This window comes from Neisseria oralis (genome assembly GCF_045062685.1).
In the GTDB taxonomy this organism is placed as follows: Bacteria; Pseudomonadota; Gammaproteobacteria; order Burkholderiales; family Neisseriaceae; genus Neisseria; species Neisseria oralis.
The window spans coordinates 91,963-111,165 of the sequence record NZ_JBJGEB010000009.1 but is presented as its reverse complement, the minus strand read 5'-3'; the positions used below and the strand labels follow the sequence as shown (position 1 = coordinate 111,165).

Here is a 19,203-nt window from a genome sequence, read left to right as displayed (position 1 = left end):
TTGCCCATATTCTGCCTGTTTGCCCTCCGGTTTTCAACCGGTCCGTATCCGTTTTATTGCAATGCGCGTCGAATTTCTTTCTTCGCGCTGTCTATGCCTTTGCCTACCCCGCCCACCAGCTTCTCTACCAGCGAGTTGGATTTCTCCAATGCCACGATAGTCGTCGCCGCTGCTGCTATGCCACCTGCTCCCTGCGCCAACCTAGTAAGTTTCGCAGACGCGCTATCCGTCTGCTTGCCATACAGGATGTTGCGTTCAGACTCGGCCTGTATCTGCCTATACAGGTTGATTTTAGTCTGGTAGGCCGCCAACGAGGCCTGAAGGCGGCTCAGGTCGTTTTGGATCAGCGTCTGCATCAGCGCAAGCTGGTATTGCTTCTTCTGCAACTCGCCCGATGTGCCGTAATCCCATTTTTTGACCAGTTTCTGCAACGCTTCGTTGCGTTCTTCCAATACTTCGGCCAGCCGGTGAATTTCGTACAGGTTCAGTGCGATCAGGTTGCGCGCGTTGTTGCAGGCCTTCTGCATGTTCTCTTCATCGCTCTTGGTCCCTTTGACCATCGACTTGCCGCCCTCCTTGTTGCACATGCTGCTGGTGGCGGCATCTTTGCCGTAGTAGGTTTCGATGGCTTTTCGGAATTTCTCTTCATCGCCGTTGCTCCACTGCCCTGAAGTCAGCTGCTTCGCCTGGGATTCGATTTTTTTGAAATCGGCCACATCCGTTTCCAATCCGCTGCCCTTTACCGTCTTGTCGCGCTGGTCGGCACCGAGAAACTGGCGGATATCTTTAAGGTAGTTGCTGATATTGTTGGTGTTGGTTTTGATGGCACCGGAATTGTCGTCGATAACCGGAACGCTTTGCGCCCCCGCCGGCAATGCCGCCGACAGCATCAGCGCAGCGGCAAGGGCGGTTATTGTCCGTTTGTGGTTCATATAGTCTGTTCCTTATCCGTATAATCATGGCTTAACCGCAGCACCGCTATTGCGCGATCCTTTGCGCTCGCGGTAGAAGCGTTCCAGCCACTGCTCGGGATGCAGGCTGTCTGCTTCGATACCTTCGGCCTGCGCCGTTTCCCCGATGATGCGGTGCATGATTTCGATGTTGTCGGTACTGGCGGAGATGACCGACAGCACGTCGTCCATCCCGCGCAGGTTGAGCTGGCACACCGCAGACGAATGACCCTGCTTGACCAAGAAGCAGCGGGAGCGTTCGTCCAGATTGACGATCACGTTAAATTCCGCTTCGGTCAGTTTCAACCCGTCGATATAGTCTTTCTTGTCGGCATTCGGATTCGGCAACAATATCATCGTCGCCGTCTGTTCAATCAGGGCCGCAGAAATATCGCTCTTGAGCGCATCTTCCGGCGACTGGGTGGCAAAAATACCCAATCCGTTTTGTTTACGAATAGTCTTCTGTTTATTCTTGGCAAAATCCTTCAATCCGCCTTCGCCGTCAAGAATCTTCCAGAACTCGTCCATCACATAAATTAACGGGCGGCCGTCTATCAGTTCTTCCAGCCGGTGGATAAGGTAGTTGATAACCGGTGTGCGCACTTCGTCGTTGTCAATCACATCGGTATAGTCAAAACCGATGATGCTGGCTCTCGTCAAATCTATGGTATCGACCGGGTTGTCGAATACCCAGCCGAGCGAACCTTCCTGCGTCCATTTGCGGATACGGGCAAAAACTGAATCATCACCTAGGTTTGGCAAGCTTTTCTGGAAGTTGGTCATGGTGCGCAGTCGCAACGGCGTATCCAAAATGGCTTTCACCGCCCTCATGATATCTTCTTCTTCCGATGCGGTGTATTCCTTTTTACCGGCAATTAGTTTTATCAATCCGGCAAGAAATTGGATATTGGCTTCGTTATTTTCGCATTGGAACGGGTTGAAACCGGTCGGCTGGCCATTATCCAAAGCCATATAGTTGCCTCCGCAGGCTCTGACGAAAATCTCCGCACCGCGGTCCTTGTCGAAAAAAAAGATCGTTGGTTTGGGATCGAATTTCTGTACCTGACTCAACAAAAAGTTGATTAAGGCTGTCTTACCCGTACCCGATTTGCCGATCACCATTGTATTGGCAATAGCTTTTTCTCCCAACGAATTTTCACTCGGATGTGTCGCGTGGAAATTAAAATAGTACGGCTGCCCATTGGTGGTTTGCAATACAGTTACGGCATCGCCCCACGGGTTATTGTGCATTTTGCCTGTAGAAAAGTTGTGTAGCGGAGATAAACCCAAAAAATTCAGCGAAGAGACATTAGCCAACCGTGTACGGTATTTCCAATTACCTGCGAGCTGCGAATAAAACGACGCCATGATTGCAACATCTTCTTTGGCCGAAACAAACCCCGCATTCGACAATTCCGCACGAGCTGTCGCAATATGCTGATGCAACTTCTCCTGACTCTCAGCATAAAGCGCTATAGTGAAATGGTATTCCCCCAACACAAAATTGCCCGACGACACTTCGTCCATTGCCCTATCCAGTTCCGATATCTGAGATACGGCCTTATCGCCGGAGGAAATCATCATACCGCGCGTACGCTCCAGTGTTTTTAGAGCATCATGCCTTCCTTTCGGACTAAAACTGTGGGTAATGACATATTCAAAATCAAGATATTTCAACCCATTTAAAATACCAGGCCACGTACTGTCTGGGTATTCTTTAATATTTAAAATTGCCCCAAAATAATTTTTCTGATCAGGGGTAGTTACGACAAAATCTCCATTCTTTGGAGAAAATGTTTGCTTACTAACAGCCAAATAATCATATACGGGGGCATTTAATACAGGTACAGGCTCCTCGATACGGTTCAACAAATATGCGTATAATTCCAGTGTCTCCGAAAATACTACGCCATTCTTGCCTTCGTACATACCTAATCTATATGGTGCATAATCACGCAGGACCGCCTCAACGTTAGCAGCAAGCTCGGTAATTTTCTCAATCGCCTGATTTTGCATATGTTCTAAAATTGAAACTTCCGAAGGGCGGTCAGCGAAACCCTTATTGGCCACTATAGGGCGGTATAGCATAGTAAAATACAACTCATTATTCATAATTTTTTGAGTTGTCAGACTATGAAAATATTGGTCTTGAACTTCTTGATTAAACCGTTCGGTAAATTCTGCATCTAACTGAACTTTCCCACGCCGACGTACATCGTGAACCCAAAAAGCAACATTTACATAATCAGGCGCCCTTAATGTTTGAAGCAAACGGTTAAAAGTATTATGTTTATGTTCAATTTCCCACTCATCTCTACCAACAAAAGGCAAACCTCCAAGCCTCCATGAAATAAGATAATCGCCACCTGTTGTTTTCACGACGAACGGAGAAACATGACTTGATAGAGTTATAAACTGGCTACTACTAGTATCTGGACTAAACATAGATTTAAATTCACTTAAAATTCTGAATAAAACACCCCATATTTTATATTTTTATTATTCTTGGGAATAATTCCTTTTGACTTAATTATCACTAATGCAACTAAATATTAATATTCTAATATAGAGAACCATTAACTTGGAAACATCCAAATATATTAAAAAATTGAGCATACCGTATCAACCATTATAGGTTTTGCTTGGTGTTTTACGATAAATATTTGGATTAGTTACAGACAGACCTTTTCTTACTGAACGGTTTTTCGTTTGAAACAAAAACAAAAGTTTCAACCCCCATAACCGAAAAACCATTTCATCCTGTTTAGCAATTTGCCTTAAAATCATAATGATAACTGGAATTGCCAATAAATAAAATAAATTAAAATACATAGCGAACAGCAACGGAATTCCTGCTCCTATGAAAAACGGCACATACGGCACCCCCATAAACATGGGGGGGCGCGTACAACCTCTAAACAAGGTATTTTTTTTCATAAGGTTAACGACTTTTAACAGCTTGAACTATACGTAATTAACCAGCTTGCAATTTGACCAGCAGCACCAATTACCAATGCACCAACCAATATAGGAGCCACATCTGCAACACGCTTATGAGCAAATGCAATTTGATAGCCAGCCATAATAACTGCAATAGTTACAACAGCCACAGAAGCGACCTGCAAAATGCTTTGTATATTACTAAAAAATCCACTTACCTGGCCACAGGCATCTTTTACATCGCCAATACCGCCTTTTTTAGTAGCACCATCAGCAAATGCGCTCCCCGACAAAGTCATCATGGCCAAAACCGCCATAGTATTGCGATATTGTTCTTTGGTGGATTTAAAAATGTTTTGTTTCATTACAATTCCTTTTATAAAACAGACAGTGATTAAAATAATTCACATTGGAGTGAATAGGTTAAAGCTAATTTATGATATCAAAATACAAATGTACTATCCTGTGAAGAATTACGATTTTCTGATTCGTGAGTATCCGCCCTAATTTGAGCTACTGCACGATTACTACCATTAGCAGGCTTGACCGCATAGCCTATCCTGCTGGGATTTATCATATTTTTGGGTTGAATATATCGTGTCGCTTGTACTGCACCACCATTTGGTATAAAGACCTTTTTACTTTTATCTAAATCGATAATCTGAATATTAGGGTTAGAAACAACGGTATTAGCGTAATTACCATATTTCCTTATAGAATCAAAGATTTTTTGTACATATCCATGTCTATATCCCGTAATAAAGTTTCCAGAATAATAACAACTAAAAGCCTTTCCCCAATCGTTTTTTGCAGAAATATAACATTCCTTCAGAATTTTTGATCCTGCCAAAAGATTAGAACATGCGTCAAATGCTTTCTCATAACTACCCAAACCGTATTTTTTTAGGTTATACCGATTAACTTGGGCAATTCCCACAGAGAAATTATATCCTCCTGCCTCCAACATCTTTACCGTTTGTAAAGCCTCTTGAAGATTTCTAGGCTGTCTAGTCAATCTTCCTTTTACAACACCTATCGCATAAGGATTAAAACTTGATTCAACATGTACCACATGTTGCATCACTGCTGGAGGGACGTGCAAATTGCCGCAATCTATCATTGTTTGCCTTTATTTCGATATGAATACCCTGTAGATTTCATCCATGCATCAATGTAATCCCTAGTTTCTCTATCTCCCCCATTTCTATTACCAAACCACTCATTTTGAGATGAAAATTTACCTGTTTGATTTTTTATTTTATTCAATAATTTTTCATTTGGAACATCTTGGTATGAGACTTTATTAGTAAGTGCTTGGGCATATGGACCCCATTTAGGTATGTCTTTTGTTGAGAATGGAGTAACCCTTAGAAATCTTCCTTTCTTCTCCCCCATCTGGCTCAACAAACCAGTTTCTGTCAACTTCTCCCCCCTACCAGAAAAGCCCCATTGACGCCATGGTTTATTTCCAATGTATGTCGAAACCGCAAACATACCGGTAGGCCTCCATTCATAACTAATAGTATCTCTTCTCTCCACCTTAACAAATTCTGAAACTGTACCTATGGTAAAGAAACTGCCATTAGTCAAGCTTGGCGTACAAATTGGAATGCTAACGTCATGACCATAATAAGCTAACGCCAACTCTGTAAAAAATGCTTGGACATCCTGTTGACATTCTTGAACAGACATTGGGCCATTGGGATTTTGCAAACAAAGCATTAAACGACATCCACTAGTACGGTAAAAATCTTGGTAGTTGTCAGTATGAGCAACAACAGGTGAGGTGCATACTGCTACAAGAATGCCTAACATTCCATTTGTCAATTTCATGATTCGTCCTTTGACTCCAAAATTAGTTTTATAAAAAATTTACCTTATATTAATAGATCATACGAAGATTGTCATTATAAATTTTTGTCATGCTGACTAATGGTCATTATTACAAATAAACGTATATAAATGTATTTTATTTTAAAAATAATCAAATTAAAAATATTTTTTAAAGTTGCTATACTAAAATAATTATTATTTTGAAAATGAAAATAGAATGTAGAATGTGCTAAAAATTTCTCATAAAAAAACCGCTCTGCTAACAGAGCGGTTTTTTTATGACTGGTGGGTCGTGAGCGATTCGAACGCTCGACCAACGGATTAAAAGTCCGCTGCTCTACCAGCTGAGCTAACGACCCGATAAGCTGCGCATTCTACGATTTTGTTTTTAGAGTGTCAATCGTTTTTTGGAAAAACTTTCCGGAAAACGTAAAATTAGTCGGTAACGCCGGGATGACGTGCTATGATTTTTCCGTCGGACAGGTTCCGGCATAAAAGTTACGATGAAAGGACAAACCTTATGATGAAAAAAATCCTGCTTGCTGCTTTGATGACTGCCACCTTGGCCGCCTGTTCTCAAGAGACGAAACAAGAAACCCAGGAAGCGGCGCACGCGGTGGCTTCCGATGTGAGCGCTGCCCAGACCGATGCGGCTTCCGCCGTTGATTCTGCGACTTCTGCGGCTAAAGATGCGGCGGACAAAGCGGTTTCCGATGCGAAGGAAACGGCGGATAAGGCAACGGCCGATGCGAAAGCCTCTGCCGACAAAGCAATGGCTGATGCCAAGGAATCTGCCCACAAAGCTATGGCGGATGCGAAAGAGACAGCCGACAAAGCCAAATCTGCGGCCAAAGAGGCAATGAAAGACTCTCTGGACAAAGCTGCGGACGCTACTCAGAAAGCCGCCGACAAAATGAAGGATGCGGCCAATAAGTAATCCGGTTGTTTGCTTTGACCGCCGATATGCAAACAGGCCGTCTGAAAATGTTTCAGACGGCCTGTTTTACGTTTTATATCTGCTGATTAATGCCCGCGTTTTTCCAACTTTTTGCTGTAAATCAGCGAAATCAATACGGAGGCACCGAGTGCGCCGAATACGACCGACAGGGAAATGGAAATCGGGATGTGTATCCAGTGCATCGCCAGCATTTTTACGCCGATAAAACTTAAAACGAAGGCCAAACCGTATTTCAGGAAGACAAAGCGGTCGGCGACATCGGCCAGCAGAAAATACATGGCGCGCAGACCGAGAATGGCGAAAATGTTGGACGTCAGGACGATGAATGGGTCGGTGGTCACGGCAAATACGGCGGGGATGCTGTCTACCGCGAAAATCACGTCGCTCAATTCAATCATCACCAACACCAATAGCAGCGGCGTGGCGATGCGTTTGCCGTTTTCCAGCGTGAAGAATTTTTCACCGTTGAGGACGCGGCTGACCGGAATGTGTTTTTGCAACCAGCCCAACAGTTTGTTTTTCGACAGGTCTTCATCTTTGTCATCACCGCCGGCCTTAATCATATGGATGCCGGTATACAGCAGGAATGCGCCGAAAAGATAGAGTATCCATTCAAACTGCTGCACCAGTACTGCGCCGACGAAAATCATTAGTGCGCGCAGAGCGATGGCGCCGAACACGCCGTAGAGCAATACGCGGTGCTGGTATTGCTGCGGAACTTTGAAATAACCGAAAATCATCAGGAAAACGAAAATATTGTCCACAGCCAATGATTTTTCGAGGATATAGCCGGTGAAAAATTCTAACACCTTCTCTTTGGCAACAACGGCACCGTAGGCAGGATTGCCGGCCAGTTCGAAATACAGCCAGCCTGCGAAACCGCAGGATACGGCAATCCAGATGCAGCTCCAGGCCAGCGCTTCTTTAACGCTGATTTTATGCGCGCCGCTTTTTTTCAGCGACAACATATCGACGGCAATCATGATACATACGGCAATAAAAAATACGCCGTAAAAAAGCGGCGTGCCGACCGATGGATGTGCGGCCATGTGTGCGGTTCCTTTCAATGGTTTTCAGACGGCATTCTAACACGCGGCGTCAAGGCCGTCTGAAAACCGCCGTTACCAAGAGAAATAAAACATGCCTTTGGCCAAAAGCACGATAAACAACATATGGGTGAACACGACGGCGTGGATGTATTTCGACCAGCCGACGGTCAGGGTACGGCGGTGCATTTTGACGACGGCGATGGCAAAATGTACCAATACGCTGAAAGCCAGCAGTATTTTCAAAGCCAGCAAGGTGCCGAACGACGAAGCAAGCGGCTGGCGCAGAATATCAGTATAGCGGTCGAACACCATGACCAGCCCAGACAGAAACAAGACGGCCACCACCGGCGGCATCACGCGTACCGCGCGGTACGACATTGCCCGCTCCACTTCGCGCCGCGCCTCGCGCGACACGCGTTTGGTGTGCATGACCGACAATACCAGCATTTCAAAAAATACTCCGCCCACAAAGGCAATCGCACAATAAAGATGAACGATATGGGCCACAGTGTAGATACTCATAACGAACGCAGGCTTTCCGTTGACAGCATTAAATTAATAAGGGGAATTATGGCATAAGCGACGATACGGTAAAACTTTTCCCTGCTTTAATTCTCTTTACCAAACAGAATAGGCCGTTAAACAAACTCTGTGCCATACTTCGCTTGCAGTTTAACCCCTTATGGAGATAAAACCATGAAATCTATGTTTACCAAAACCTTTGCTTTGCTGGCTGTCGCAGCTTCGTTGAGTGCATGCGCCGGCATGACCCAGACCCAACGCAACACCGCTACCGGCGCAGTTATCGGCGGGGTGGCTGGTAATCTTATCGGTGGCGACACCGGTTCTACCTTGGGCGGAGCCGCATTGGGCGGCGTGATCGGCAGCCAGGTACACAGACACCGTTAGTCTGTTAGTAGGTTAAGATTTACAGCGTAAGGCCGTCTGAAACGGAGTTTTCAGACGGCCTTAATGTTTTTTCAGATCCACTGCCCTATTCAGCCCGCTAATTCTTCCTGGCTGTAACGAACCGTGCCAACTGATTCAGTCGCAGGGCTTTTTCGCCGAAGGGTTCGAGCAGGACGGCGGCTTCGGCGGTCAGGGTTTCGGCGTAGGCGCGGGCGGCTTGCAGGCCCATCAGTTTGACGTAGGTGGGTTTGTCGTTGTCGCTGTCTTTGCCGGCGGTTTTGCCCAAGGTGGCGGTGTCGGCTTCGCAGTCCAACACGTCGTCGATGACTTGGAACGCCAAGCCGAGTTTGGTGGCGTAGTCGTCCAAGGTGCGGACGTCGTCTGAATCCAAATCGGGGCAGGCAAGCGCGCCCAATACGGCGGCGGCGCGGATGAGGGCGCCGGTTTTGAGGCTGTGCATCTGTTCCAACTGCGCCTGATTCATGGCTTTGCCGACGTTGGCAAGGTCGATGGCTTGTCCGCCCGCCATGCCGAGGCTGCCGGATGCTTTGGCGAGCGTGGACAACATGGCAATTTGGCGTTCGGCGGGCAGTCCGGTCGGACGGCTCAATACGTCGAAGGCTTGGGTTTGCAGCGCGTCGCCGACCAAGAGGGCGGTGGCTTCGTCGTATTTCACATGGCAGGTCGGTTTGCCGCGCCGCAGGCTGTCGTTGTCCATTGCGGGCATGTCGTCGTGGACCAAGGAATAGACGTGCACCATTTCAATCGCCGCCATGGCTTGTTCAACGGCGTTTTGGTCGGCATCGCCCAATTCGGACGCGGCGAGCACCAAGAGCGGACGCAGCCGTTTGCCGCCGCCGAGGGTAACGTAACGCATGGCTTCGTGCAGCGTGTGCGGCACTTGGTTTTCAGACGGCAGGAAACGCTCCAGCAGCAATTCGGTCTGCGCTTGGGCTTTTTGCTGCCATGCTTTCAATTCATTCGCCGGGTTCAAGGTTCAGCTCCTTCAGTTCTCCCGCGTCCAATACTTGCAGTTTTTGTTCGATTTCCGCCAGCTTGGTTTGGCAGTATCTGACCAGTTCGTTGCCTTCCTGATAGGCGGCCAAAGCATCTTCTAGCGGCATTTCGCTGCTTTGCATGGATTGGGTCAGGGTTTCGAGGCGGGCGAGGGCTTCTTCAAAAGATTTGGGGGCTTTTTTCATGATGATGCGGGCAAAAAATCAAAGCGGTATTGTAGCATTTTTAGATGCTTGAGGCCGTCTGAAACTTGTTTCAGACGGCCTCAACGACGACACGGTAATCAATCTTCTCAAACAACCGGCGGTTTAAAATGCCGGCTGTTCAACGCCGTAATTCATCCGTAATGCGCTGTAAAAAGGCTACCCGCTCGGCAAGGACTTTTTGATTGTCCGCAGCGGCTTTAACGGCGCAGCCGGGTTCGGCGCGGTGGGTGCAGTTGTGGAAGCGGCATTGCCCGACAAGATGGTTCAGGTCGGGGAAGTATTGCAGCAGGTCAGCGGCTTGGAGGTGGTGTAGGCCGAATTCTTGCAAACCTGGGGAGTCGATTAATTGGGTTTCTTCATTTAAATCGTAAAGCTGGGCGTGGGTGGTGGTGTGTTTGCCGGAATCGAGCGCGGTGGAGATGTCGCCGGTGCGGGCGGTTTGGTTGCCCAGGAGGGCATTGGTCAGGGTGGATTTGCCCATGCCGCTTTGTCCGAGCAGGATGTTGGTATGCCCTTGTAGGACGGGACGCAGGATGTCGGCGTTTTCCAGCGCGCGGGTTTCGATGACGGGATAACCGAGCGTTTCGTAGAATTTGAGTTTTTCGCGCCAGAGGGCGGTTTCGGGCAGGTCGGCTTTGTTCAGGATAATGACGGCTTGGATACCTGCGGCTTCGGCGGCTAGGAGGGCGCGTTGCAGCAGGGCTTCGCTGGGCGAGGGAACGGCGGCGGTAACGATAAGAAGCTGGCTGACATTGGCGGCGATAAGCTTGGTTTTCCATGCGTCTTGGCGGTAAAGCAGGCTTTCGCGCGGCAGGTAGTCTTCGATGACGGCCTGTTCGGCGTTGACAGTTTGGATATGCACGCGGTCGCCGCAGGCGAAGTCCACCCGCTTTTTGCGCGTGCTGGCTTCGTAGGTTTTGCCGTCTGGCGTGCGCACAATGTAGCGGCGGCCATAGCTGGTGATGATTTGGGCGGTATCGGTCATAAAGTTCGGCGAAGACGGAATGAAAAGGGAAATTGTACCGAAAGAGTCGGGAGGCCGTCTGAAAACTTGTGTCTTGCACCATTTAACCTATCGGCGCTTTATTTTTTCCTGAAAACGCCCCATATTTTTCAAACCATATTCTCAAAAGGACAATCACGATGAATTTCAACAACCTGCTCAACCAAATTTTGGGAACGGTTCAAAAAGGCAGTCAATCCGTATCCAACAGCCCGCTCAATTCTTTCACCGGCGGCGCGTTGGCAGCGGGGCTGGCTTCCATGCTGATGAAAAAGAAAAACACCCAAAAACTGGTCAAAGCCGGTTCGGTCGCGGCTTTGGGTTATATTGCCTACAAGGGCTACCAAAGCTGGCAGCAAAACCGCAACCAACCCGAATTGCCGCAGCAGGCGTTCGAACCTGCCGGACAACTTGCCGAGACACACAGCCACGTGATTCTGCGCACCATGATTGCGGCCGCGGCATCGGATGGGCTGATTGACGAGGCGGAAAAGCAGGTCATTGCCCGCGAAAGCGGCACAGATGCGGAAACTGCCGCTTGGCTTGCCGCCGAATATGAGAAACCGGCAACGGTCGAGGAACTCGCCGCAGCCGTCGGCAACGATGAGGCTTTGGCGGCGGAGACCTATCTGGCGGCAAGATTGGTGTGCGCCGATTTGTCGCGCAAAGAAATCGTGTTCTTAACCCGTCTGTCGCAGGCTTTGGGGTTGGACGACCAGTTGGTGGAGAATCTGGAAAAACAGCTTGATTTGGCTTGATAAGCAGGTTTGAAAACAAAAAAAGGCCGTCTGAAAACCATGAAGAGCAGTTTTCAGACGGCCTTTTGATTGCAACTCAATCTCAAATCATCAAGGCTGTATCAAATCCGTTTCGCCAACTCTTCCGCCTTGCCGATGTACAGCGCGGGGGTTAGGGCGAGCAGTTGGGATTTGGCTTCGGCGGGGATTTCCAGCGATTCGATGAAGACTTTCAGCACTTCGGGCGTGATGCCGCCTTTGCCGCGCGTCAGGTCTTTCAGTTTTTCGTAAGGATTGGCGACGCCGTGGCGGCGCATAACGGTTTGAATCGGCTCGGCGAGCAGCTCCCAAGTGGCATCCAAATCGGCGACCAGTGCGGCGGGGTTGGGTTCGAGCTTGTTCAGGCCGCGCAGGTGGGCGGCGAAACCTAATACGGCATAGCCTACGCCTACGCCCATATTGCGCAGGACGGTGCTGTCGGTCAGATCGCGCTGCCAGCGGGAGACGGGCAGTTTTTCGGATAAGAAGCCCAATACGGCGTTTGCCATGCCGAGGTTGCCTTCGGAGTTTTCAAAGTCGATGGGGTTGACTTTATGCGGCATGGTGGAAGAGCCGACTTCGCCCGCTTTGACTTTTTGTTTGAAGTAACCCAATGAAATATAACCCCAAACGTCGCGGTTGAAGTCGATCAGGATGGTGTTGATGCGGCTGAGGGTTTGGAAGAATTCAGCCATGTAGTCGTGCGGTTCGATTTGGATGGTGTAGGGGTTGAAGGTCAGGCCGAGGCTGATTTCGACGAAGTTGCGGCAGTGGGTTTCCCAATCGACGTCGGGATAGGCGACCATGTGGGCGTTGTAGTTGCCGACCGCGCCGTTGATTTTGCCGAGGAATTCTTGCGCCTGAAGGTTTTTGAACTGGCGTTGCAGGCGGTACACGATGTTGGCGGTTTCTTTACCCAAGGTGGTCGGCGTGGCGGGCTGGCCGTGGGTGCGGCTCATCATGGGGACGGCGGCAAGGTCGTGCGCCATATCGGTGAGTTTTTCGATGATTTCGGCAAGTTTGGGCAGGATGACGGTTTCACGCGCTTCTTGCAGCATCAGGGCGTGGGACAGGTTGTTGATGTCTTCGCTGGTACAGGCGAAGTGGATGAACTCGCTGGCGGCGGCGACTTCGGGTACGCCGGCGAAGCGTTCTTTGAGCCAGTATTCAATGGCTTTGACATCATGATTGGTGGTCGCTTCGATGGCTTTGACGGCGGCTGCGTCTTCCAATGAAAAGTTTTCGATGACTTTGTCGATTTCGGCAAGCGTGAAATCGCTGAAGGCGGGAATTTCGGTGATTTTCGGTTCGGCGGCGAGGGCTTTGAGCCAGCTCAATTCGACTTTGACGCGCGCCCTCATCAGGCCGTATTCGGAGAAAATCGGACGCAATGCTTCAACGGATTGGGCGTAGCGGCCGTCTAGGGGTGAAAGTGCAGCGATAGGGTTGATCATGCGGGGGTCCTGTCTGTGAATAGCTGGCGGGATGGAACGGGAAATCTCTGTAAATTCTGTAATTATACATTACTTAGACAAGAGTTTATGGGCTGCTTCAAACCCTTTAACATCATCGTCTTATTTAAAAATCAATTTTGCATACCTACCAATAATATCCTAATAATCCGTTTTTCACGATGGCTCCCGTTTCGCGTACCAATTCCTCAATATGGCGGGGAAATTGATTTTCAAAACACATTTTTCCGGCAAAAGTCTGAATGTTTTTTCTGCGCCATAATTTGCCGGCAATCCAACGTGCACGCGGTATATGGTAGGCCGAACTGACGATAACGACCGATTTGTCCCGTTCAATCATGGGCGCGGTGTAAAGGATGTTTTGATGAGTTGTTTCCGAATGGTCTTCAAGTTCAATAACTTCTCTCGGTACCCCCATTTTTTCCGCTGTCTGCATCATGCTTTGTGCTCCGACGTAACCGTCATGGTTCATACCACCGGACATAATCAGTTTTTTTACCTTACCGGCTTTCCAAAGCTCAACCCCTGCCTCTACACGGGAAATCAGGCAGGGATTCTGCCGCCCTTCATCGTGAACGCTTATACCTAAGATTACCGCCGTATCGGCGGGAGCAATGCTTTCGACCGTTTGGCGCGAACGATAGAAATTGTTACCCCACACCCAGCCGAACAGCAACAGCCATAATATGACCAAACCCGTACCTATCCATAAAATCTTCCTCAACATTAGTCTTCCTGTTTCATAGGCCAAAAATAATGGGACAACTCAGTCTTTCAAATAGTTCGGCATTTAAAAATAATGAGGCCGTCTGAAAAACCTGTATAAGGTTTTCAGACGGCCTATCAAACCTGATTTATCTTGCGACTCAAACGCCCTGTTTCAGGCTGGCTTCGATGAAGCCGTCCAAATCGCCGTCCAATACGGCTTTGGTGTTGCCGACTTCGTAGCCTGTACGCAAGTCTTTGATGCGCGAGGAGTCCAAGACGTATGAACGGATTTGGCTGCCCCAACCCACATCGGACTTGCCTTCTTCCAACGCCTGTTTCTCTTCATTGCGTTTGCGCATTTCCAATTCATACAGTTTGGATTTTAACATTTCCATCGCAGCGGCTTTATTGGCGTGTTGCGAACGGTCGTTTTGACACTGCACCACAATCCCAGTCGGCTCGTGGGTGATGCGTACGGCGGAGTCGGTTTTGTTGATGTGCTGGCCGCCCGCACCCGATGCGCGATAGGTGTCGATACGCAAATCGGCGGGGTTGATTTCGATTTCGATGGAATCGTCGATTTCGGGATAGACGAACACGGAGGCAAACGAGGTGTGGCGTTTGTTGTTCGAGTCAAACGGCGAGTAACGCACTAGGCGGTGAACGCCGGTTTCAGTGCGCAAGAGGCCGTAGGCGTATTCGCCTTCCAGACGGATGGTGGCACGGTTGATACCCGCGATTTCGCCGTCGTCTTCTTCGAGGATGTCGATTTTAAAGCCTTTGCGCTCGGCGTAGCGGCTGTACATGCGGAACAACATGCCCGCCCAGTCTTCCGCCTCCGTACCGCCCGCGCCTGCGGTGATGTCGATAAAGCAGTTGTTCGGGTCGGCGGGCTGGTTGAACATTCGTTTGAACTCCAAATCCGCCATCTGTTTTTCCAGTCCCGCCACGTCTTCCTGCACGGCGGCGAAACCTTCTTCGTCGTTTTCTTCGACGGCCATTTCAATCAGCATACGGTTGTCTTCGATGCCTGAGGCGATGTTGTCGAGCGTCAATACGATGCCTTCGAGGATTTTGCGCTCTTTGCCGATTTCTTGGGCGCGCTTCGGGTCGTTCCATAGCTCAGGGTCTTCGGAAAGGCCGATGACTTCTTCCAATCGGTCCTTCTTGCCCTGATAGTCCATATAGACGCGGATGTCTTCGCTGCGCTTTTCCAAATCATTCAGGGTGTTGTTGAGCTGGTTGATTACTTCGGCTTCCATGATTCTTGTGTTCTTTCAAAATTTTAGGGGCGTATTGTAAGGGATTTGCGGGCTTTTTTCTACGCAAGTAGGCCGTCTGAAAAAACCGATGGAAACATTAGATTCCGTTTGCAACTCTCCTTTCAGACGGCCTTTCAGTTCGATTTCTGTTAATCAATACCGATACGCTGCCAGCTTCCGTTTGATTTCGGGCAAAGCGGCGCGGGCAGCTTGTTCGCCGAGTTGGATGGCGCGGTTTTTCTGGTCGAATCCGCCGACGGAACCCAACTCCAGCACTTTGGGTTTAATCACGATGTCGGCCTTGCCCAGTTCGTTGTGCAGAGCGGAGGTGCTCATGATGTTGAGGGTCTGGTCAAGGTAGGAAAAGAAACTTTGGTTGACGTTTTTGGTCGGGCGGGCGGAAATGTCGACAGCGATAACGAAGTTGGCACCCTGTGCTTTGGCGGCGCTGACGGGCACGGGCTGCGACAGGCCGCCGTCGACGTATTTGCGGCTGCCGATTACGGCGGGCTGGAACACGTTGGGAATCGAGGCGGAGGCGCGCACGGCCTGGCCTGCGTTGCCGCGGTTGAAGGCAACGGCCTTGCCGGTTTCAAAATCGGTGGCGACGGCGGCGAATTTCAGCGGGAATTGTTGAATCGGGCGGTTGCCGACTTTGTAATTGATGTAGTTTTGCAGCTTCTCTCCTTTGATGAAGCCGCTGGTGGACAGGGTCAAATCGACCAAATCGGTTTTACCCAGAATCTCGGCTTCGAGTTCGAGGCGGTCGGGCGACATGCCTGAGGCATACAGGCTGCCGACAATGGAACCGGCGGATGTACCGGTAACGACTTTGACGGGAATGCCGTTTTCTTTCAATACTTTGATAATGCCGATATGGGCAAAGCCTTTGGAGGCGCCGCCGCCGAGCGCCAGCCCGATAACGGCTTCCGGTTTGGATGGCTGGGGTTGCGGAAGTTGCGCGGTCTGATCCGGGACAACAGCCGGCGGCGGGGTGCGGGTGCTCGGGCAGGCGCTCAATACCAAGGCGGCAAGTGCGGTTAATGCGGCGCGGCGGGTGAGTTTATTCATCTTGTTTTCCTTTACGATTAAGGTATTTTCAGACGGCCTCTGCTATTTTAATCCTGATGCCATTCGGCGTGTTCGCTTAAAAAGCCGCCGCTCTGGTGCGCCCAGAGTTTGGCGTAGAGGCCTTGTTTTTCGAGGAGTTCGGTGTGGCTGCCTTCTTCGATGATGCGGCCTTTGTCCAAGACGATGAGCCTGTCCATCGCGGCGATGGTGGAGAGGCGGTGGGCGATGGCGATGACGGTTTTGCCGTCCATCATTTTGTCGAGGCTTTCTTGGATGGCGGCTTCGACTTCGGAGTCGAGCGCGCTGGTGGCTTCGTCGAGCAGCAGAATCGGCGCGTCTTTGAGCATGACGCGGGCGATGGCGATGCGTTGGCGTTGGCCGCCGGAGAGCTTCACGCCGCGTTCGCCGACGTGCGCGTCATAACCGCGTCGCCCTTTGGCATCGGAAAGGTTGGGGATGAAATCGGCGGCTTCGGCGCGTTCGGCGGCGGAAATCATTTCGGCATCAGTCGCATCTGGGCGGCCGTAAACGATGTTGTCGCGCACGGAGCGGTGCAGGAGCGAAGTGTCTTGCGTGACCAAACCGATTTGGGCGCGCAGGCTTTCTTGGGTAACGTCGCCGATGTTCTGCCCGTCAATCGAAATCGTGCCGCTTTGCGGTTCGTAGAAACGCAAGAGCAGGTTGACGATGGTGGATTTACCCGCGCCGCTGCGTCCGATAAGGCCGACTTTTTCGCCCGGGCGGATGGTGAGGTTGAAGCCGTTTAAAAGCGGTTTGCCGGCTTCGTAGGAAAAATCGACGTGTTCGAACTTGATTTCGCCTTGCGCTACTTTCAGCGGCAAGGCTTGGGGTTTGTCGAGGATGGTGTGCGGTTTGGACAGGGTTCCCATGCCGTCGCTGACGGTGCCGATGTTTTCAAACAGGCGGGCGGACTCCCACATGATGTATTGCGACAATCCGTTGACGCGCAACGCCATGGCGGTGGCGGTGGCGACCGCGCCGACGCCTACCTGCCCCTGATGCCAAAGCCAAATGCCCAGTGCGGCGGTGCTTAAGGTCAGCGAGGTGTTGACGATGAAACTGCATGTGTGCAGAAGCGTCGCCAGGCGCATTTGGGCGTGCACGGTTACCATAAACTCTTCCATCGATTGCTTGGCGTAGGCGGCTTCGCGCGCGCCGTGGGAGAAGAGTTTGACGGTAGTGATGTTGGAATAGGCGTCGGTAATGCGGCCGGTCATCAGCGAACGGGCATCGGCCTGCGCCGCCGCAGTACGGCCGAGTTTGGGAATCAGCAGCCTCATCACCAGCGCGAAACCGGCTATCCAGCCGATAAAGGGCAGCAGCAGCCAGCCGTCGAGTGCGACCAAAATCACGCCGGAGGTGATGAAATACACCAACACATAAACGACCATGTCGGCAACCGTCATCACCACGTCGCGCAGCGCCAGCGCGGTCTGCATCACTTTGGCCGACACCCGTCCGGCAAATTCGTCCTGATAGAAACCGAGGCTCTGGTCCAGCATCAGGCGGTGGAAATTCCAGCGCAGGCGCATGGGGAACACGCCTTGCAGGGTTTGCAGCCGCACGTTGGACGCGATAAATATCCAGCCGATTGAAAACAGCATCATCGCCGCCATCGCCGCCAAAGCCCAGCCTTTTTCGGCAAACAGCGTGGCCGGCGTGTATTTGCCGAGCCAGTCCACCACCTTGCCCATAAACTGGAACAGCAACGCCTCCATGATGCCGATACCGGCCGTCATCGTACCCAATATCAGAATCCACTTGCGCACGCCCTCCGTACCCGACCAGACAAACGGCAACAGCCCTTTCTCAGGTGTCAGCGGTGCGGATTCGGGATAGGTTTCGACGCGGGATTCGAACCATGAAAATATTTTTTTAATCATTCTGTTGCTCGTGTTCGTTTTTCATTATCAAAGCCGTCCGCGGTTTTCAGACGGCCTCAATACCGTTTGGCCGCCTCTGCCTTGAGGCGCCCTTTAGCTTTGGAACGGATTTTGAAAACGTATCCGTATTTCTCATCGCAAAGGCCGTCTGAAATCAATAACCGTAATAACGGTAAGGATACGGGCGCGGGTAGCCGACGGGCACGCTGTCTTGATAGATGACGGTCGTGCCCGGCGGCGCATTGACGGTAACGTTTTTGTTGATGGTGGTTTCGGAACGGACGGGCAGGTCCACCACTGCCATGCGTCCGTAAGGGGTCTCGGTGTAAACGCAGCCGCCGAGCAGGAACGCGGCCGCGGCTGCGAGAGGCTTGATACTCATTTTTTACCCAATCTTTCAAGAAACTCTGCGGCGGTTTGGTTTTTCAGACGGCCCCGGTTTATTTCAGCAGGTTTTTCAACGCCAGCCGGACGCCTTCGCCGACATCCGTACCTTTGGGCAGCCCTTTCACGGCGGCTTTGGCCTCGCGCTCGCTGTAACCCAGCGCCAGCAGCGTGCTGACGATGTCGTCGGTTTCGTCTACGGCGGCGGATAACGCGGCCGGGCCGTCTGAAACGGCGGAAACGAGCTTGCCGCGCAACTCCAGCACCATGCGTTCGGCGGTTTTCTTACCGATGCCCGGCGCGGAGGAAAGGCGTTTGACGTCTTCTTCGGCAACGGCCTGCGCCAGCTCGTCGGCACTCATGGCCGAAAGGATGCCCAGTGCGGTTTTGGCGCCGATGCCGCTGACCTTGACCAGTTGGCGGAAGGTGGCGCGTTCGTCCGCTGTGGCGAAGCCGAACAGCAAATGCGCGTCTTCGCGCACGACAAGCTGGGTGTAAAGCTGCACCGCCTCGCCGGTTGCGGGCAGACGGTAGAAAGTCTGCATGGACACGTCCACCTCGTAACCCACGCCGTTGACGTCGATAACGGCCTGTGGCGGATTTTTTTCAACAAGTATGCCTTTGAGCCTGCCGATCATGTTGTTTTCCTGAATGTAAAAGGCCGTCTGAAACGGAAACCATCGGTTTCAGACGGCCTAAATTGTATCAGACTTTAATCGCCGCGACGGGACGAAATCGCGCGGCGGCACCGGCCGTTCCGA

At 50.7% G+C, this 19,203-nt stretch carries 21 protein-coding genes and 1 tRNA gene; 3 read left to right on the top strand and 19 right to left on the bottom strand.

From position 1 onward, the window contains the following. Positions 1-53: 53 nt before the first annotated feature. From ACI43T_RS09480 to ACI43T_RS09450, 7 genes are all read right to left on the bottom strand, one after another. Positions 54-932 (bottom strand): hypothetical protein, encoded by an 879-nt coding sequence (locus ACI43T_RS09480; protein ID WP_405386708.1) that lies wholly within the window; start codon positions 930-932, stop codon positions 54-56. Between the two features lie 24 nt (positions 933-956). Further along, positions 957-3,395, bottom strand: a complete 2,439-nt coding sequence (locus ACI43T_RS09475; RefSeq protein WP_293278103.1) for a VirB4 family type IV secretion/conjugal transfer ATPase — start codon at positions 3,393-3,395, stop codon at positions 957-959. Positions 3,396-3,572: 177 nt separating this feature from the next. Next, positions 3,573-3,887 carry a type IV secretion system protein VirB3 gene (locus ACI43T_RS09470; protein ID WP_314105295.1) on the bottom strand — a complete coding sequence of 105 codons (315 nt, stop codon included), beginning with the start codon at positions 3,885-3,887 and terminating at the stop codon, positions 3,573-3,575. 14 nt (positions 3,888-3,901) lie between these two features. Next, positions 3,902-4,255, bottom strand: coding sequence for a TrbC/VirB2 family protein (locus ACI43T_RS09465; RefSeq protein ID WP_405386705.1), 354 nt, complete (start codon positions 4,253-4,255; stop codon positions 3,902-3,904). A gap of 77 nt (positions 4,256-4,332) precedes the next feature. Then, entirely contained in the window at positions 4,333-5,010 is a 678-nt protein-coding gene (locus ACI43T_RS09460) for a lytic transglycosylase domain-containing protein (protein ID WP_009175096.1), read from the bottom strand. Then, a complete protein-coding gene (locus tag ACI43T_RS09455) occupies positions 5,007-5,723 on the bottom strand; it encodes a hypothetical protein (RefSeq protein ID WP_405386703.1) in 717 nt (238 codons plus the stop codon). The genes ACI43T_RS09460 and ACI43T_RS09455 overlap by 4 nt, the downstream gene beginning before the upstream one ends. 283 nt (positions 5,724-6,006) lie before the next feature. After that, a tRNA-Lys gene (locus ACI43T_RS09450) sits at positions 6,007-6,082 on the bottom strand. Between the two features lie 164 nt (positions 6,083-6,246). On the opposite strand from ACI43T_RS09450, the gene ACI43T_RS09445 reads away from it, so the two are divergent. Further along, positions 6,247-6,660 carry an Ag473 family lipoprotein gene (locus ACI43T_RS09445; protein ID WP_405386716.1) on the top strand — a complete coding sequence of 138 codons (414 nt, stop codon included), beginning with the start codon at positions 6,247-6,249 and terminating at the stop codon, positions 6,658-6,660. Positions 6,661-6,746: 86 nt separating this feature from the next. Here the strand turns inward: ACI43T_RS09445 and ACI43T_RS09440 are convergent, their stop codons facing one another. Continuing rightward, complete coding sequence (locus ACI43T_RS09440; protein WP_405386701.1) at positions 6,747-7,730, bottom strand: TerC family protein; 984 nt, start codon at positions 7,728-7,730, stop codon at positions 6,747-6,749. 72 nt (positions 7,731-7,802) lie between these two features. Continuing rightward, positions 7,803-8,252 (bottom strand): CopD family copper resistance protein, encoded by a 450-nt coding sequence (locus tag ACI43T_RS09435; protein WP_009175100.1) that lies wholly within the window; start codon positions 8,250-8,252, stop codon positions 7,803-7,805. A gap of 174 nt (positions 8,253-8,426) precedes the next feature. Between ACI43T_RS09435 and ACI43T_RS09430 the strand changes: the two genes are divergently transcribed. Then, positions 8,427-8,639, top strand: coding sequence for a glycine zipper 2TM domain-containing protein (locus ACI43T_RS09430; protein ID WP_039851165.1), 213 nt, complete (start codon positions 8,427-8,429; stop codon positions 8,637-8,639). Between the two features lie 97 nt (positions 8,640-8,736). Here the strand turns inward: ACI43T_RS09430 and ACI43T_RS09425 are convergent, their stop codons facing one another. From ACI43T_RS09425 to rsgA, 3 genes are all read right to left on the bottom strand, one after another. Continuing rightward, positions 8,737-9,633 carry a polyprenyl synthetase family protein gene (locus ACI43T_RS09425; protein WP_405386698.1) on the bottom strand — a complete coding sequence of 299 codons (897 nt, stop codon included), beginning with the start codon at positions 9,631-9,633 and terminating at the stop codon, positions 8,737-8,739. Then, on the bottom strand, positions 9,617-9,844 hold the full coding sequence (locus ACI43T_RS09420; protein WP_452299607.1) for an exodeoxyribonuclease VII small subunit: 228 nt from the start codon (positions 9,842-9,844) through the stop codon (positions 9,617-9,619). Before ACI43T_RS09420 ends, ACI43T_RS09425 begins: the two co-directional genes overlap by 17 nt. Positions 9,845-9,980: 136 nt before the next feature. After that, positions 9,981-10,847, bottom strand: coding sequence for a ribosome small subunit-dependent GTPase A (gene rsgA / locus ACI43T_RS09415; RefSeq protein ID WP_405386694.1), 867 nt, complete (start codon positions 10,845-10,847; stop codon positions 9,981-9,983). A 158-nt stretch (positions 10,848-11,005) separates the two neighbouring features. Between rsgA and ACI43T_RS09410 the strand changes: the two genes are divergently transcribed. Continuing rightward, positions 11,006-11,623 carry a tellurite resistance TerB family protein gene (locus ACI43T_RS09410; protein ID WP_009175104.1) on the top strand — a complete coding sequence of 206 codons (618 nt, stop codon included), beginning with the start codon at positions 11,006-11,008 and terminating at the stop codon, positions 11,621-11,623. 101 nt (positions 11,624-11,724) lie between these two features. Here ACI43T_RS09410 and purB read toward each other — a convergent pair whose 3' ends face one another. The 7 genes from purB to ruvA all read right to left on the bottom strand — a co-directional run bounded on the left by purB (position 11,725) and on the right by ruvA (position 19,080). Then, positions 11,725-13,095, bottom strand: coding sequence for an adenylosuccinate lyase (purB, locus tag ACI43T_RS09405; protein WP_405386691.1), 1,371 nt, complete (start codon positions 13,093-13,095; stop codon positions 11,725-11,727). 145 nt (positions 13,096-13,240) lie between these two features. After that, positions 13,241-13,840: a YdcF family protein gene (locus tag ACI43T_RS09400; protein WP_377081141.1), complete on the bottom strand. Its 600-nt coding sequence runs from the start codon at positions 13,838-13,840 to the stop codon at positions 13,241-13,243. A 139-nt stretch (positions 13,841-13,979) separates the two neighbouring features. Beyond that, positions 13,980-15,083, bottom strand: coding sequence for a peptide chain release factor 2 (gene prfB / locus ACI43T_RS09395; RefSeq protein WP_377081143.1), 1,104 nt, complete (start codon positions 15,081-15,083; stop codon positions 13,980-13,982). 153 nt (positions 15,084-15,236) lie between these two features. Then, positions 15,237-16,154, bottom strand: a complete 918-nt coding sequence (locus ACI43T_RS09390; protein WP_405386688.1) for a patatin-like phospholipase family protein — start codon at positions 16,152-16,154, stop codon at positions 15,237-15,239. Positions 16,155-16,201: 47 nt separating this feature from the next. Further along, a complete protein-coding gene (locus tag ACI43T_RS09385; RefSeq protein ID WP_405386686.1) occupies positions 16,202-18,058 on the bottom strand; it encodes an ABC transporter ATP-binding protein in 1,857 nt (618 codons plus the stop codon). Between the two features lie 154 nt (positions 18,059-18,212). Then, positions 18,213-18,440: a methionine-binding protein gene (locus tag ACI43T_RS09380; protein ID WP_377081146.1), complete on the bottom strand. Its 228-nt coding sequence runs from the start codon at positions 18,438-18,440 to the stop codon at positions 18,213-18,215. A 58-nt stretch (positions 18,441-18,498) separates the two neighbouring features. After that, the gene (gene ruvA, locus ACI43T_RS09375) at positions 18,499-19,080 is read right to left on the bottom strand and encodes a Holliday junction branch migration protein RuvA (RefSeq protein ID WP_405386684.1); all 582 of its coding nucleotides are present in this window, start codon (positions 19,078-19,080) and stop codon (positions 18,499-18,501) included. Positions 19,081-19,203: the final 123 nt, after the last annotated feature.

Bases quoted from the DNA above. Each gene is read 5' to 3' on its own strand.
- ACI43T_RS09390 (WP_405386688.1), bottom strand. From the start codon at position 16,154: ATGAATAAACTCACCCGCCGCGCCGCATTAACCGCACTTGCCGCCTTG.
- ACI43T_RS09430 (WP_039851165.1), top strand. From the start codon at position 8,427: ATGAAATCTATGTTTACCAAAACCTTTGCTTTGCTGGCTGTCGCAGCT.
- ACI43T_RS09410 (WP_009175104.1), top strand. From the start codon at position 11,006: ATGAATTTCAACAACCTGCTCAACCAAATTTTGGGAACGGTTCAAAAA.
- ACI43T_RS09465 (WP_405386705.1), bottom strand. From the start codon at position 4,255: ATGAAACAAAACATTTTTAAATCCACCAAAGAACAATATCGCAATACT.
- rsgA (WP_405386694.1), bottom strand. From the start codon at position 10,847: ATGACCGATACCGCCCAAATCATCACCAGCTATGGCCGCCGCTACATT.
- ruvA (WP_405386684.1), bottom strand. From the start codon at position 19,080: ATGATCGGCAGGCTCAAAGGCATACTTGTTGAAAAAAATCCGCCACAG.
- ACI43T_RS09475 (WP_293278103.1), bottom strand. From the start codon at position 3,395: ATGTTTAGTCCAGATACTAGTAGTAGCCAGTTTATAACTCTATCAAGT.
- purB (WP_405386691.1), bottom strand. From the start codon at position 13,095: ATGATCAACCCTATCGCTGCACTTTCACCCCTAGACGGCCGCTACGCC.
- ACI43T_RS09460 (WP_009175096.1), bottom strand. From the start codon at position 5,010: ATGATAGATTGCGGCAATTTGCACGTCCCTCCAGCAGTGATGCAACAT.
- prfB (WP_377081143.1), bottom strand. From the start codon at position 15,083: ATGGAAGCCGAAGTAATCAACCAGCTCAACAACACCCTGAATGATTTG.
- ACI43T_RS09380 (WP_377081146.1), bottom strand. From the start codon at position 18,440: ATGAGTATCAAGCCTCTCGCAGCCGCGGCCGCGTTCCTGCTCGGCGGC.
- ACI43T_RS09445 (WP_405386716.1), top strand. From the start codon at position 6,247: ATGAAAAAAATCCTGCTTGCTGCTTTGATGACTGCCACCTTGGCCGCC.
- ACI43T_RS09440 (WP_405386701.1), bottom strand. From the start codon at position 7,730: ATGGCCGCACATCCATCGGTCGGCACGCCGCTTTTTTACGGCGTATTT.
- ACI43T_RS09470 (WP_314105295.1), bottom strand. From the start codon at position 3,887: ATGAAAAAAAATACCTTGTTTAGAGGTTGTACGCGCCCCCCCATGTTT.
- ACI43T_RS09385 (WP_405386686.1), bottom strand. From the start codon at position 18,058: ATGATTAAAAAAATATTTTCATGGTTCGAATCCCGCGTCGAAACCTAT.
- ACI43T_RS09400 (WP_377081141.1), bottom strand. From the start codon at position 13,840: ATGTTGAGGAAGATTTTATGGATAGGTACGGGTTTGGTCATATTATGG.
- ACI43T_RS09480 (WP_405386708.1), bottom strand. From the start codon at position 932: ATGAACCACAAACGGACAATAACCGCCCTTGCCGCTGCGCTGATGCTG.
- ACI43T_RS09455 (WP_405386703.1), bottom strand. From the start codon at position 5,723: ATGAAATTGACAAATGGAATGTTAGGCATTCTTGTAGCAGTATGCACC.
- ACI43T_RS09435 (WP_009175100.1), bottom strand. From the start codon at position 8,252: ATGAGTATCTACACTGTGGCCCATATCGTTCATCTTTATTGTGCGATT.